We start from the raw sequence: 12,923 nt of genomic DNA, 5'->3' as shown, positions 1-12,923 counted from the left end.
CCGGCATCAGGGCAGTTTCGGCCCCCGCGCGGCCAGCCGGCGGGCGTTCTGGCCGACCTTCTTGCGGATGGGTTTCAGCCCGGCCCGCAGGATCGCATCCGGCGGCTGCCCCTCAAGCAACGCCTTTTGCATGGCCCATTGCGCCTTGAACAGCGCGCGCGGTTTCTCGGTGATCATGCGGGTGGTTTCGCCGGATGACACGGCCCAGAAACCGGCCATACCGCCAAGCCGCATCGCCACGACGGCCTGCGCGTCGATCATCGCGCGCGACAGCTCCAGCGCCAGTGTCCACGGGCCAAGGAAACGATCCGGGGTCCACATCAGAATACCATGCCTTTCACCCCACCCGTAACGTCGATTCGTAGCACAAACACCTTGTCCTTTCGCCGGTATTGCGGGGATCGCCCGCAGATCGTTTCGCGGTTGCGGGAAACCTGCCACAGCGGCCCGGTCATCCGCCCTTGGGATGTTCCAGCCGCAGGACCGGGGCATCCTCGGGCTCCGGCGCCAGTTCCTCGAAGTCGAAATTGTCCAGCCGCCGCGCCCGGCGTCCCGCCTTGTCGGCGCTGATCTTGATCTCGGAAATATCCTTGGCCGCCTGCCCGAAATGCCGGTCGAGGTTTTCCACCCGCGCACCCAAACGCTCCACATCCGCGAACAGCAAACCCAGTTCGCGCCGGATCGCGCCCGCCTGTTCGCGCATCCTGGCATCCTTGAGGATCGCGCGCATCGTGTTCAGCGTCGCCATGCAGGTGGTGGGCGACACGATCCAGACCCGCGCCGCGAACCCCTCGCGCACCAGCTCGGGAAAGCGCGCGTGCAACTCGGCATAAACCGCCTCGGAGGGCAGGAACATCAGCGCCCCGTCGGCGGTTTCACCGTCGAGGATGTATTTCTCGGAAATCGCCTTGATATGCGCGCGCACCGCCTGCCGCATCATGGTGTTGGCGCGGTTCAGCTGCTCCTGCGTTTCGGCGTTGACCAGCGCCTCATATGCCTCGAGCGGGAACTTGCTGTCGATCACGATCGGCCCCGGCGGGTTGGGCAGGTAGATCAGGCAATCGGCCCGCTTGCCGTTCGACAGCGTGGCCTGCCACTGGTAGCTGTCCGAGGGCAGCGCCTTGCCCACGATATCGCGCAGCTGGATCTCGCCGAACGCGCCGCGCGTCTGCTTGTTCGACAGGATATCCTGCAACGACAGCACATCGCCCGACAGCTTGGTGATATTTTCCTGCGCTTTGTCGATGGCCTGCAACCGCTGCTGCAACTCGCCCAGCGACTGCGCCGTGCGCCGGGCCGAGCCTTGCAGGTTCTCGTTCATCTTCTCGCTGACCTGGCCCAGCCGCCGCTCCATCAGTTGCAGCATGTTGGCCTGGCTGGCCGCCTGCGCCTCGGACACGTGGGTCAGGCCGCCGGCAAGCTGCTGCTGCCCCTGGCTCAGCGATTCGACGCGCTGGCCCAGCATCCCGATCTGCTGCGCCAGCGGTTCGGCGACCCGCGCGGTGCGACCGGCCGCGCGCACCGCGACGACCAGCAGGATCAGGAAAAGAGCCGCCAGCACGGCACCGCCCAGCACCAGCAGGACCGCCGGATCGTTCAACGCATAGCTCTGGTCACCGATCTGGATCATGTGCGTCCGAACAGCCTTTCGATATCGCTCAGCTTAAGCTCCACATAGGTGGGGCGCCCGTGGTTGCACTGGCCGGAATGCGGCGTCGCCTCCATCTCGCGCAGGAGGGCGTTCATTTCCTCGGCCCGCATCCGCCGGCCCGACCGGATCGAGCCGTGGCAGGCGACCCGGCTCAGGATCGCCTCAAGCCGCGCCTGAACGGTCATGCTGTCGCCCTGGTCGGCCAGTTCGTCGAGGATGTCCAGCACCATCGCGCGCGCGTTCACCTCGCCCAGGATCGCGGGCGTTTCGCGCACCGCCACCGCCCCGCCGCCGAACGGCTCCAGCGTCAGGCCAAGGCGCGACAGGTCGCCGGCATGGTCCAGCAGCCGGGCGCAATCGCCCTCGGACAGCTCGACGATTTCCGGGATCAGCAGCGCCTGCGCGGCGACGCCATTTTCCGCCATCTGGTGTTTCAGCCTCTCGTAAACCAGCCGCTCATGCGCGGCGTGCTGGTCGACGATGACGATGCCGGTTTCGGTCTGGGCGATGATGTAATTCTCATGCACCTGCGCGCGTGCCGCGCCCAGCGGCAGGCCCTCGTCCGGGCCTTGCGGGGTCTCTTCCGGCGCCTGTTCGACCCGCGCGCTGTAGGCCAGCGTGGTTTCGGCAAAGCCCGGCTGCGGCGCGGGGGCCTGCATCTGATAGGACATCTGCCGCGCGGCGGGGCCGGGCCGGTCCATCTGGTAGACGCGCGGCGCCACGGGTTCGGGCCGCATCGCCCCCAGCGTCGCCCCCGCCACGGTCGAGGACGCGCGGTGCCCCGCCCCGGCCAGTGCATGGCGCAGCGCGCTGACGATCAGCCCGCGCACGGTGCCGGGATCGCGGAACCGCACCTCGGATTTCGCGGGATGCACGTTCACATCGACCAGCGTCGGCGCACAATCGACGAACAGCGCAGCCACCGGGTGCCGGTCGCGGCTCAGGAAATCGAAATAGGCCGCCCGCAGCGCCCCGATCAGCAGCTTGTCGCGCACCGGCCGCCCGTTCACGAACAGGAATTGCGCAACCGCCGCCCCGCGCGAATAGGTGGGCAGCGCGGCGAAACCCGACAGGTGGAACCCCTCACGCTCGGCGTCGATGCGCAGGGCGTTCTCGGCGAACTCGGCCCCCAGCACACCGGCCAGCCGCCCGTGCAGCGCGTCGAACAGGTCGCCCGATTCCGCATCGGCGCGGAACACCACGCGCCCCTCGCCCCCGCCCGACACGTCGCGCAGGGTGAAGGCGGCAAAGGGCTCGGCCATCGCCAGCCGCTTGACCACATCGGTGATCGCCTGCCCCTCGGCCCGGTCGGTGCGCAGGAATTTGAGCCGCGCGGGCGTGGCATAGAACAGGTCGCGCAGCTCGACCACGGTGCCGGCGTTCAGCGCGGCGGGTTTCACCGGCCCGGCCTGCCCGCCCGCCACGGCGATCTGCGCCGCCTCTTCGCCCGGCACGCGGCTGGTGATGGTCAGCCGCCCCACCGCGCCAAGGCTGGGCAGTGCCTCGCCCCGGAAACCGAAACTGTTGATGTTCAGCAGGTCCGACCCGTCGATCTTGGAGGTGGCGTGCCGCGACAGCGCCAGCGGCAGGTCGCCCCCCGCGATCCCGCAGCCATCGTCGCTGACCCGGATCAGCGTCTTGCCGCCGTCGGCAATCGCAATATCGATCCGCGTGGCCCCCGCGTCGATGGCGTTTTCCACCAGTTCCTTGACCGCCGAGGCCGGGCGCTCGACCACCTCGCCGGCGGCGATGCGGTTGATGGCAGAGTCGTCAAGCTGCCGGATAACCGGGCGTATGTTGGGGGCGTGGCTGTTCATTCCACAAGACCTAGCATGGCACAGGCGATTCTGCCACCTTGTATCACCGGCCTGCGCCGGTCATAGCCGCACCCGGTAGAGCCGGATGCGCAAGCCCCCATGCGGCACCGCCGGGCCGGTGTGCAGCGTCAGGCCAGTGGCCTGCGCCAGCCCCTGGTCGCTGGTCACGATCCCCACGTGCCAGCCCGCGAAACGATCCTTCAGAACCTGCCCCAGCGCCCCGTAAAGCCCGAACAGCGGCTTGCGCTCGCCGATCCGTGCACCATAGGGCGGGTTGACGATCACGATCCCCGGCGGGCCATCCGGCGGGGTCAGGTCGCTGACCGGCTGCGCGGCGAAACCGGTCCAGCCCGACACGCCCGCCCGCGCCGCGTTGTCCAGGGCCATGCGCACCGCGCCGGGATCGCGGTCATAGCCGTAAAACCGCGCATCCGGCACGACAGGCCGCGATGCGCCCTTCATCGCCGCCCAGCGGCCGGGGTCGAACGTGGCAAGCTGTTCAAAGGCAAAGTCCCGGTCACCCCCCGGCAGCAGCCCGGCGGCGATCCCGGCCGCCTCCAGCACGAAGGTGCCCGAGCCGCACATCGGATCGACAACCGTCTGGCTGCCGTCGAACCCCATCTGCCGCAGGAACAGCGCCGCCAGCGTTTCGCGCATCGGCGCCTTGCCCATCGCCTGCTTGTGCCCGCGCTTGTGCAGGCTTTCGCCCGATGTATCGACGCTGATCGTCACAAGGTTGTCGTCGATGCGCACCTTCAGCACCACCGCCGCGTCGCTGCGCACCTGTGCGCCCAGCGTGTCGGTGATCGCCTGCGCGATCCGCTGGGCCGCCGCGCGCTCGTGATAGATTTTCGAGCGGTGCGAGGTCACCTCGACCTTCACCGGCACGTCCGGGCGCAGCACGCCGGCCCAGGGAAGCTTGTGCGCCCGCTTGTCCAACTGCGCCAGGTGAAAGGCCCGGAACTGCCCAATCCGCACCAGAACCCGCGTGGCCCCGCGCAGCACCAGGTTGGCCCGCCAGGCATCCTCCCACCCGCCGGTGAAACTGACACCGCCCTCGACCGCCTCGGGCAGCGGGAAACCGGCGGCGCGCGCCTCGTCGGCCAGCGTGCGCTCCAGCCCCGGGGGCGCGACAAGGAAGATTTCGAATGGATCGCTCATGCCCGCGGCATAGCGGGAAACACAGCCCGCGGCGAGGGGGTATCTGCCCCCTTATCCGCCCGTGGCGTTGCGATACCAGGCGACGATCTTCTGCCGCTCGTCCTCTTCCATGAAGCTCAGGTTCGCGGGCGGCATCGCGTGGGTCAGCCCCGCCTGCAGATAGATCGCACGCGCCTGCCGGGCGATCTGGTGCTCGGTATCCAGCCGCACGCCCTTGGGCGCCCACAAGATGCCATCCCAGAACGGCTCGGACGCGTGGCACATCGAACAGCGGCCCAGAACGATGTCATGCACCTCGTCGAACCCCTCGGCCTGCGCGAATTTCTGCGCCGCGCCCTGCGCCTCCTGCGGTTCCTCGCTGCGGAACATCGGCGCGGTCGACAGCCACATGATCAGCACGAAGATCGCCGCCGTCGCCGCCCAGGCCCAGTATGGCATCCCTTTGCGCGCATGCATCGAGTTGAAGAAATGCCGGATCGTCACCCCCATCAGGAACACGAGGCTGGCGATGATCCAGTTGTATTCGCTGGCAAAGGCCAGCGGGTAATGGTTCGACAGCATCAGGAAGATCACCGGCAACGTCAGATAGTTGTTATGCGTGCTGCGCTGCTTGGCGATCTTGCCGTATTTCGGATCAGGCTTGTTGCCCGCCATCAGGTCGGCGACCACCACCTTCTGATTGGGGATGATGATGAAGAACACGTTGGCCGACATGATCGTCGCGGTGAACGCGCCCAGATGCAGCATCGCCGCCCGCCCCGAGAACACCGAGGTATAGAAATACGCCATCGCCACCAGCACCACGAACAGCGCCACCATCAGCCCGGTCTGGTTGGCGTTCACGAAACGGTCGCACAGGAAGTCGTAGACCAGCCAGCCGAAGGCCAGCGACGCCATCGAGATCACGATGGCCCATCCGGGATGAACGTCCCACACCGCCGGATCGACAAGGTAGAACTCGGCGCCCAGGTAATAGACCACCGCCAGCAGCGCAAAGCCCGACAGCCAGGTGGAATAGCTTTCCCATTTGAACCACACCAGCCCGTCGGGCATATGCGCCGGCGCCACCAGGTATTTCTGGATGTGGTAGAACCCGCCGCCATGCACCTGCCATTCCTCGCCATCCGCGCCGGTGGACAGGTTGCGGTCGCGGTGCAGGCCCAGGTCCAGCGCGATGAAATAGAAGGACGATCCGATCCAGGCGATCGCCGTGATGACGTGCAGCCAGCGGATCGCGAACTCGGCCCATGCGCCCATTGCGGCGAGGTCGTACATTGGTGGCTCTCCCGGTTGGTTTCGGCACAGGCTATCCGAGCCGGTATTTGTCTGTTAATCCAGCAGGTAGCGGGAACAGTTTCAAAAAGAATCTGAAAATGGCCTATGTCAACAACATCCGCATGTTCGTGCGTGTCTACGAATTGGGCAGCATGAGCGCGGCGGCACGCGATCAGCGCAGTTCGCCCGCGGTGGCCTCGTCCCGCATTGCCGAGCTGGAAAAGCACCTTGGCGTGCGCCTGTTCAACCGCACCACCCGCGCGCTGAACCCCACCGAACACGGGCGGCTGTTCTATGACGGCGCCTGCCGCATACTCGAAGCGATCGACAGCGCCGAGGCCGCGGTGATGGAGGCCAGCCAGTCGCCCCGCGGTACGCTGTTCGTTGCCGCGCCGCTGGGGGTGGGGCGGCGGTTCATCGCGCCCGCCGTGCCCGCCTTCAAGGCGCAATATCCCCAGATCGACATCCGCCTGCGCCTGTCCGACCGGGTGATCGACGTCACAGGCGAGGGGCTGGACCTGGCCTTTCACCTCGGGCCGCTGGTCGACAGCGACCTCAAGGTCCGCGTGATCGAGGAATGCCCCCGCGTGCTCTGCGCCGCGCCCGCCTATATCGAACGGCGCGGGATGCCCCGCGACGGTCAGGCGCTGATCGAGGAGGGCCACGATTGCCTGAACCTGCGCTTTCCCGGCGCGCGCGAATTTCAGTGGACGCTGCAAACCCCCGACGGCCCCAAGCGGTTCGAGATATCCGGCCCGCTGGAAAGCGACGATGGCGACGTGCTGACCGGCTGGGCGCTGGATGGCGCGGGCATCGTCCTGAAACCGCTGTTCGAGGTGGCCGGGCACATCGCAACCGGCGCGCTGGTGCCGGTGGCGACCGACACGCCGCCGGTGCCCACGCAACTGGCCTGCCTGTCCCCCTCGCGCCGCTACCGCGACCCCAAGGTGCAGGTCTTTAGCGAATTCATGGTCGATCACTGCAAAAAGGCGCTGCGTGACCTGCACGGTTAACCCTGCCCCTTGTCATTTCGTGACATTCTATTACCTGCATGTGAAACGCATCTTTTGACGTCGGAAGGAGATATTCATGTTCACCCGCACCAGCCCGTCCAATGGCCCGACCTCCCCTGACGTGACCGGGTTCTACGATCCCGACACCGGCTCGATCATGTATGTGGCCGCCGATCCGAACACGAAAAAGGCCGCGCTGATCGACGTGGTGCTGGATTTCGATCCCGCGCACGGACGCACCCGCACCGACAGCGCGCAGGAGGTGCTGGATTTCGTCGCGGCGCAGGGGCTGAGCGTCGAATGGGTGCTCGACACCCACCCGCATGCCGATCACATGATGGCCAGCGCCTGGCTCAAAGAGCAGACCGGCGCGCCCAACGCCATCGGCGACAAAACCCGCGATATCGCCGCGCTCTGGGCCGGGTTCTACAACCTGCCCGACGCCTTCGACGTGGACCGCGATTTCGACCGGCTGTTCGCGGATGGCGACAGCTTTGCCCTCGGCGATCTCGAGGTGCGGGTCATGCTGCACCCCGGCCACACGCTGGGGTCAATCACCTATGTCATCGGCGACGCGGGTTTTGTCCACGACACGCTGATGCATGTCGATTCCGGCACCAGCCGCGCCGATTTCCCCGGCGGATCGTCCAAAGACCTGTGGGACAGCCTGCAATCCATCCTGTCGCTGCCCGACGACACCCGCCTGTTCGTCGGCCACGACTATCCCCCGGTGGGCGAACGCACCGATCCCGCGTGGGAGGCCACGGTGGCCGAACACAGGGCATCCAACAAGCATCTCGGCGGCGGCACGACCGAGGCCGCATTCCGCAAGCTGCGCGACGACCGCGACGCCACGCTGAACCTGCCCGACCGGATGCTTTACGCGCTTCAGGTCAACCTGCGCGGCGGGCGCCTTGCAACACCCGAATCCGATGGCCATTCTTACTTCAAGATACCGGCAAACAGGTTCTGACATATCCAACAAAGGAGACGCGCAATGAAGACCGAGAAAGTGGGCGACGCCAGTTTCGAGACATGGACCGTGGACGAGGTCGCACAGGCATTCGACCGCAACGAAATCGTGCTGATCGACGTGCGCACCCCACAGGAATACATGTTCGAACATATCGAGGGTGCGATGCTGATGCCGCTGGCCTTTTTCAGGGGCGACAAGCTGCCCGACCAGGTGGAAAAGCGCATCGTGTTCCATTGCGGCTCGGGCGTCCGGTCCGAGCGCGTGGCCCGCGCCGCGATTGCCGCCGGGGTCAGGCACATCGCCCATCTGGACGGCGGGTTCGCCGCGTGGAAAGAGGCGAAGAAATCCTATATCGGCACCAACATGGCCACCGGCGCCCCGCAGGCGGTGACGCCCGAGTAACGGGCGGGGGCAATCGCCCCCCGCTCACTCGGTGTTCAGCAGGATCACCTCGACCCGGCGGTTCGCCTCGCGGCCCTCGGGCGTGGTGTTGGGCGCGATGGGCGACAGGTATCCCATGCCGTCTGCCTCCATCCGCTCGCGCGGGATGCCATGCACGGCGGCCAGCCGTTCCAGCACCGATGCCGCGCGGCGCTTCGACAGGGCGATGTTGCCATCGAGCGCGCCCACCGCGTCCGTGTGCCCCACCAGCGCGATCCGTGCCTGTGGATTGTCGCGCATGAACGCCCCCAGCGCGGCAAGCGAGGCATAGTCGCCATCGCTCAGCTCGGACGAACCGGTGGCGAATTCCAGATCCTTGAGGATCGCAAAACCTTGCCCGGCCAGCCGCTGCGCCAGGTCGCCCCCGCCCGCCACCGCTGCACCGCCCGGCGCCGACTGCACATGCAGGCCGGGCGCCCCCGCGCCGTCCCCCGGCGCCGCAACCCGGATCAGTTGCACGAACCCCGCGCGGCCCGTGCGGCTGACCAGCAGGCTGACATGGTCCTCCGGCCCCTTGCGCGCCGACAGGTGCCGGAAATCGGACAGGCTGACATACATGGCCGGCGCCGGCAGCACCTCGATCTCGAACCGGAAATCGAACCCGCCGCAATCCTCGTCCGCGCATTCGAACAGCAGCTCATAACCCGCCGCCTTCAACTGCGCGCGCAGCGGCGCGAATATCTGCAGCGTCGTCATGCCCTGCCCGTCGATCCGCCAGGCCTGACGCGACACCGCCCCCTCCAGCATCCGCACCGGCAGGCGGCCCGCCTCGTAAGGGCCGGTCGGCAGCGCATAGCTGTCGGGGTCGCTGACCGTTTCGGCCATCGCCCGGGCATTGCCCGGCAAGGTCAGGTCAAGCGCCCGAACGGACGTGCCCGCCAGACAAAGAACAAGGGCGACGGCGTGGCGGATCATCTGTTCTGGGCGTGATACTCGTCATTGGGACGCATATCGAGCGCCGAGGCCACCCGGTTCGTCATGTTGTAGAACCCGGCCACGTTGGCGATGTCCCAGATATCGCGGTCGCTGAACCCGTGATCGCGCAGCGCCTGCCGGTCCTCTTCGCCGATGCGATAGCTTTCCTCGGTCAGCTTCACCGCGAAATCCAGCATCGCACGCTGTTTCGGCGTGATGTCGGCCACGCGGTAATTCATCACCAGCGCCTCGCCCAGCATCGGATCGCCCGACAGCGCACGCACCGCCTGACCATGTGCCGTCAGGCAGTAGAAACAGCGGTTGACCGAACTGACGGCCACCGCGATCATCTCGCGCTCCAGCTTGGACAGCCCGCTGTCGGCCAGCATCAGCTCGTTATAAAGCGCCGAAAAACTGTTCAGCTTCTCGATATCGAAGGCATGGGCGCGCAGCACATTCGGCACCAGCCCCAGCTTGTCCTGGCAGATGTCGAAATATTTCTGCGTGGCCTCCGGCAGCGGATCGACCTGTGGCAGGTTCAGGGCTGTGGGCATGTCGTCGCGGCTCATGCGATATCCTCCTCGTGCTTGCGATAATGGTACTGTCCCACAAGCGTCATGCCGAGGGAAGAATAGAGCGCGTTGGCCCCCTCGTTACCCTGCGTGCAGGCCACCGCCAGGTGGGTCGCGCCGTTGGCCTGCGCCCAGAACGCGGCCTCGCGCATGAAATAGCGGCCCATCCCCTGCTTGCGCTGAGGCTCCAGCACCTCCAGCGCGTGCACCATCGCCGTGCCGTCATGGATCGCCACGAAGCCGGTGCCGCCGGGATGGTCGTTCAGCCGCCCGATAAGCGAGGTCCTGGGCCCTTTCGCGCGCTGCATCACCGCGATGCGGCCCGGCCCGATGCCCCCTTCGGCCCAGATGTCGATCTGGATCGCCAGCGGCTCCCACACGGTAAAGGTGGTGATGCGCGGCGGCCGTTCGGTGGCGATATCCGCAACCGGCGCGACATAAAGGTTCACCGGATCGACAACCCGGTATCCCCGCGCCGCCAGCATCGCGTCCAGCGTCTCGTCACCCTGCCGGATCATGAACAGGCGCGGCTGGCCCAGCGCCTGCATCGCCGCCTCGGCGCGCGGAATGTCGGACTCGGTCACCGGCTCCGTGGCGGTCGCCGCCGACACGCGCTGCCCGCCGCCCTGCCCCTCGCGGATCGTCCACGGCCCCTCGCGGTGGAACGCGGCGGCCGGCCAGGTGCCGTCCACCACGTCGTAAAGCGTCTGGATATCGGGGGTCATGCGCCGAAAATCTCCGAAAGGCGGGTCATCGCCGCATCCACCTGCGCCCCGTCCTGCCCGCGAATGACGATCTGCGCGCCGTAAACGCCATCCTTCTGGAACGGGTAGGAGCCGATCGACAGGTCGGGAAAATCCGCCGCCAGCTCGCCCAGCGGCCCGGCGATATCCCCCTCGCCCCGGAATATCCGCAGGCTTTGCGACATCAGCGGTCTGCCCCCCACCAGCGTCGGCAACACGCTGGCCACCATCGCCTCGAACACCGCCGGCACACCCGCCATCACGTACACGTTCTCGATGACGAATCCAGGCGCGGCGGAAACCGGGTTCTCGATCAGCGTCGCCCCTTCGGGGATGCGCGCCATGCGCAGCCGCGCGGCGTTCAGCTCGGTCCCCATCCGGTCGTAATGCGCCTGCAGGACCGCGCGCGCATCGTCGCGCACGTCGATCGCCCGGTCAAAGGCCCGCGCCACGCAATCGGCGGTGATATCGTCATGGGTCGGCCCGATCCCGCCGCTGGTGAACACGTGGGTATAGGCCCCGCTCAGCGCCCGCACGGCGCCTTCGATGGCCCCGGCATCGTCGCTGACCACCCGGGCCTCGGCCAGGTCGATCCCCACCTTGGTCAGTTCCTGCGCCAGGTAATACAGGTTGGAATCGCGCGTGCGCCCCGACAGGATTTCATCCCCGATCACGATCATGGCGGCGGTGGGGTTCGGCATCGGCGGCTCTCCTTGCGTGGGCGTCCGTCACGGTATAGGCCCGCATTCATGCGCTTTCAAACCCCTCTTGTGCCCGCCGTGCTGATCCGCCGCTACAAGCGGTTCCTGGCCGATTGCCGGCTGGCGGACGGTCGGGAAATCACCGCGCATTGCGCCAATCCCGGCTCGATGATGGGGCTGGCCGATCCCGGCGCGCGCATCTGGCTGGAGCCCAACGACGACCCGAAGAAAAAGCTGAAATACGGCTGGCGCCTGGTCGAACATGACGGCGGCCATTTCACGGGCGTCGATACCTCGGTGCCCAACCGCGCACTCAAGGATGCCCTGATCGCGGGGCAGGTGCCCGGCCTCGCCGCGCCGATGGTTCGCCCCGAGGTGAAATACGGCGCGCATTCGCGCATCGACTTCCTGCTGACGGGCGATGGTCCCGACACCTATGTCGAGGTGAAATCCGTCACCCTGTCGCGCCAGCCCGGCCTGGCCGAGTTTCCCGACAGCATCACCGCGCGCGGCCTGAAACACCTGCAGGAACTTTCCGCGATGAAGGCGCAGGGCGCGCGGGCGGTGATGCTCTACCTCGTGCAGCGCACCGATTGCGCGCGCACCACGATCGCCGCCGATATCGACCCGGCCTATGCCGCGGGGCTGGCCGCCGCAGCAGCGGCCGGGGTCGAGGTCATGGCCTTCGATTGCCGCATCTCGCCGCGGGAAATCACCCTGGGCCGCGCCCTGCCCTTTGAACTGCCCTGAGGCGCTGCGACTCGACGCACTGGCCCTTGGCACAATTCTGTCCTAAGTAGGGCGCATGATTTTGAAATTCGGCAAAGGGGCCGGCAAGGTGAACGAAGCGCATCGGGGCCGCATCACGCGCGAAGGCATCCGCATCCACGAAACGGGCGATTTCGCCGGCATGCACAAGGCCGGCGAACTGGCCGCCCGCATCCTCGACGATGTGGCCGACCACGTCTTTCCCGGCCAGACCACGGCCGAAATCGACCGCATCATCGAGGACAAGGTGAACGCCGCCGGCGCCACGTCGGCGACCATCGGCTACAAGGGCTATCGCCATGCCTCGTGCATCTCGATCAACCACGTGGTCTGCCACGGCATCCCCGGCGACAAGAAGCTCAAGGATGGCGATATCCTGAATATCGACGTCACCGTGATCGTCGATGGCTGGTACGGCGACACCAGCCGGATGTATGTCGCGGGCAAGCTCAGCCGCAAGGCCGAACGCCTGATCCAGATCACCCATGACGCGCTGATGCTGGGGATCGAGCAGGTCAGGCCCGGCAACACCTTCGGCGATATCGGCCATGCGATCCAGAGCTTCGTCGAAGGGCACCGCATGTCGGTGGTGCGCGATTTCTGCGGCCACGGCCTGGGCCGCGTGTTCCACGCCCCGCCCAACGTGCTGCATTACGGGCGCCCCGGCACCGGCCCGCTGCTGGAAGAGGGGATGTTCTTCACCATCGAACCGATGGTGAACCTCGGACGGCCCGAAACCAAGGTGCTGGCCGACGACTGGACGGCGGTAACGCGCGACAAATCCCTGTCGGCGCAGTTCGAACACTCGGTCGGCGTCACGGCGGACGGGGTCGATATCTTCACCCTGTCGCCTGCCGGCCGGTTCCACCCGACCTACAGGATATAGCACC

14 protein-coding genes are annotated in these 12,923 nt (G+C 66.8%); 5 read left to right on the top strand and 9 right to left on the bottom strand.

Translation table 11 applies throughout. The annotated features are described in order from the left end of the window. Positions 1-6 precede the first annotated feature (6 nt). The 5 genes from F3H87_RS15920 to F3H87_RS15900 form a co-directional block, all read right to left on the bottom strand. Complete coding sequence (locus tag F3H87_RS15920; protein WP_149787193.1) at positions 7-321, bottom strand: antifreeze protein; 315 nt, start codon at positions 319-321, stop codon at positions 7-9. Positions 322-451: 130 nt separating this feature from the next. Next, positions 452-1,630, bottom strand: coding sequence for a DNA recombination protein RmuC (locus F3H87_RS15915; RefSeq protein WP_149787194.1), 1,179 nt, complete (start codon positions 1,628-1,630; stop codon positions 452-454). Further along, positions 1,627-3,468, bottom strand: coding sequence for a DNA mismatch repair endonuclease MutL (mutL, locus tag F3H87_RS15910; protein WP_149787195.1), 1,842 nt, complete (start codon positions 3,466-3,468; stop codon positions 1,627-1,629). The genes F3H87_RS15915 and mutL overlap by 4 nt, the downstream gene beginning before the upstream one ends. Before the next feature lie 60 nt (positions 3,469-3,528). Next, positions 3,529-4,629 carry a THUMP domain-containing class I SAM-dependent RNA methyltransferase gene (locus F3H87_RS15905; RefSeq protein ID WP_149787196.1) on the bottom strand — a complete coding sequence of 367 codons (1,101 nt, stop codon included), beginning with the start codon at positions 4,627-4,629 and terminating at the stop codon, positions 3,529-3,531. A gap of 51 nt (positions 4,630-4,680) precedes the next feature. Further along, a complete protein-coding gene (locus tag F3H87_RS15900) occupies positions 4,681-5,904 on the bottom strand; it encodes a urate hydroxylase PuuD (protein WP_149787197.1) in 1,224 nt (407 codons plus the stop codon). Between the two features lie 98 nt (positions 5,905-6,002). Between F3H87_RS15900 and F3H87_RS15895 the strand changes: the two genes are divergently transcribed. From F3H87_RS15895 to F3H87_RS15885, 3 genes are all read left to right on the top strand, one after another. Beyond that, positions 6,003-6,917, top strand: coding sequence for a LysR family transcriptional regulator (locus tag F3H87_RS15895; RefSeq protein ID WP_149787198.1), 915 nt, complete (start codon positions 6,003-6,005; stop codon positions 6,915-6,917). A gap of 76 nt (positions 6,918-6,993) precedes the next feature. Then, complete coding sequence (locus tag F3H87_RS15890) at positions 6,994-7,890, top strand: MBL fold metallo-hydrolase (RefSeq protein ID WP_149787199.1); 897 nt, start codon at positions 6,994-6,996, stop codon at positions 7,888-7,890. 24 nt (positions 7,891-7,914) lie between these two features. Then, on the top strand, positions 7,915-8,295 hold the full coding sequence (locus tag F3H87_RS15885; RefSeq protein ID WP_149787200.1) for a rhodanese-like domain-containing protein: 381 nt from the start codon (positions 7,915-7,917) through the stop codon (positions 8,293-8,295). A gap of 24 nt (positions 8,296-8,319) precedes the next feature. On the opposite strand, the gene F3H87_RS15880 is transcribed toward F3H87_RS15885, so the two are convergent. From F3H87_RS15880 to F3H87_RS15865, 4 genes are read right to left on the bottom strand one after another with little or no spacing between them, the layout of a single operon-like run. Beyond that, entirely contained in the window at positions 8,320-9,249 is a 930-nt protein-coding gene (locus F3H87_RS15880; protein ID WP_149787201.1) for an OmpA family protein, read from the bottom strand. Further along, positions 9,246-9,818: a peroxidase-related enzyme gene (locus F3H87_RS15875; RefSeq protein ID WP_149787202.1), complete on the bottom strand. Its 573-nt coding sequence runs from the start codon at positions 9,816-9,818 to the stop codon at positions 9,246-9,248. Before F3H87_RS15875 ends, F3H87_RS15880 begins: the two co-directional genes overlap by 4 nt. Continuing rightward, positions 9,815-10,546: a GNAT family N-acetyltransferase gene (locus F3H87_RS15870; RefSeq protein WP_149787203.1), complete on the bottom strand. Its 732-nt coding sequence runs from the start codon at positions 10,544-10,546 to the stop codon at positions 9,815-9,817. Before F3H87_RS15870 ends, F3H87_RS15875 begins: the two co-directional genes overlap by 4 nt. Continuing rightward, positions 10,543-11,265 (bottom strand): competence/damage-inducible protein A, encoded by a 723-nt coding sequence (locus F3H87_RS15865; RefSeq protein WP_149787204.1) that lies wholly within the window; start codon positions 11,263-11,265, stop codon positions 10,543-10,545. Before F3H87_RS15865 ends, F3H87_RS15870 begins: the two co-directional genes overlap by 4 nt. 48 nt (positions 11,266-11,313) lie before the next feature. Between F3H87_RS15865 and sfsA the strand changes: the two genes are divergently transcribed. Continuing rightward, positions 11,314-12,015, top strand: coding sequence for a DNA/RNA nuclease SfsA (gene sfsA, locus F3H87_RS15860; RefSeq protein ID WP_149787205.1), 702 nt, complete (start codon positions 11,314-11,316; stop codon positions 12,013-12,015). 55 nt (positions 12,016-12,070) lie between these two features. After that, complete coding sequence (gene map, locus F3H87_RS15855; protein WP_149787206.1) at positions 12,071-12,919, top strand: type I methionyl aminopeptidase; 849 nt, start codon at positions 12,071-12,073, stop codon at positions 12,917-12,919. The last annotated feature ends 4 nt before the right edge of the window (positions 12,920-12,923 follow it).

It is taken from the genome of Lutimaribacter pacificus (assembly GCF_900142185.1).
Taxonomy (GTDB): domain Bacteria; phylum Pseudomonadota; class Alphaproteobacteria; order Rhodobacterales; family Rhodobacteraceae; genus Lutimaribacter; species Lutimaribacter pacificus.
This window is presented reverse-complemented; position numbering and strand designations above follow the sequence as displayed.

Bases quoted from the DNA above. Each gene is read 5' to 3' on its own strand.
- F3H87_RS15920 (WP_149787193.1), bottom strand. From the start codon at position 321: ATGTGGACCCCGGATCGTTTCCTTGGCCCGTGGACACTGGCGCTGGAG.
- F3H87_RS15915 (WP_149787194.1), bottom strand. From the start codon at position 1,630: ATGATCCAGATCGGTGACCAGAGCTATGCGTTGAACGATCCGGCGGTC.
- mutL (WP_149787195.1), bottom strand. From the start codon at position 3,468: ATGAACAGCCACGCCCCCAACATACGCCCGGTTATCCGGCAGCTTGAC.
- F3H87_RS15905 (WP_149787196.1), bottom strand. From the start codon at position 4,629: ATGAGCGATCCATTCGAAATCTTCCTTGTCGCGCCCCCGGGGCTGGAG.
- F3H87_RS15900 (WP_149787197.1), bottom strand. From the start codon at position 5,904: ATGTACGACCTCGCCGCAATGGGCGCATGGGCCGAGTTCGCGATCCGC.
- F3H87_RS15895 (WP_149787198.1), top strand. From the start codon at position 6,003: ATGGCCTATGTCAACAACATCCGCATGTTCGTGCGTGTCTACGAATTG.
- F3H87_RS15890 (WP_149787199.1), top strand. From the start codon at position 6,994: ATGTTCACCCGCACCAGCCCGTCCAATGGCCCGACCTCCCCTGACGTG.
- F3H87_RS15885 (WP_149787200.1), top strand. From the start codon at position 7,915: ATGAAGACCGAGAAAGTGGGCGACGCCAGTTTCGAGACATGGACCGTG.
- F3H87_RS15880 (WP_149787201.1), bottom strand. From the start codon at position 9,249: ATGATCCGCCACGCCGTCGCCCTTGTTCTTTGTCTGGCGGGCACGTCC.
- F3H87_RS15875 (WP_149787202.1), bottom strand. From the start codon at position 9,818: ATGAGCCGCGACGACATGCCCACAGCCCTGAACCTGCCACAGGTCGAT.
- F3H87_RS15870 (WP_149787203.1), bottom strand. From the start codon at position 10,546: ATGACCCCCGATATCCAGACGCTTTACGACGTGGTGGACGGCACCTGG.
- F3H87_RS15865 (WP_149787204.1), bottom strand. From the start codon at position 11,265: ATGCCGAACCCCACCGCCGCCATGATCGTGATCGGGGATGAAATCCTG.
- sfsA (WP_149787205.1), top strand. From the start codon at position 11,314: ATGCGCTTTCAAACCCCTCTTGTGCCCGCCGTGCTGATCCGCCGCTAC.
- map (WP_149787206.1), top strand. From the start codon at position 12,071: ATGATTTTGAAATTCGGCAAAGGGGCCGGCAAGGTGAACGAAGCGCAT.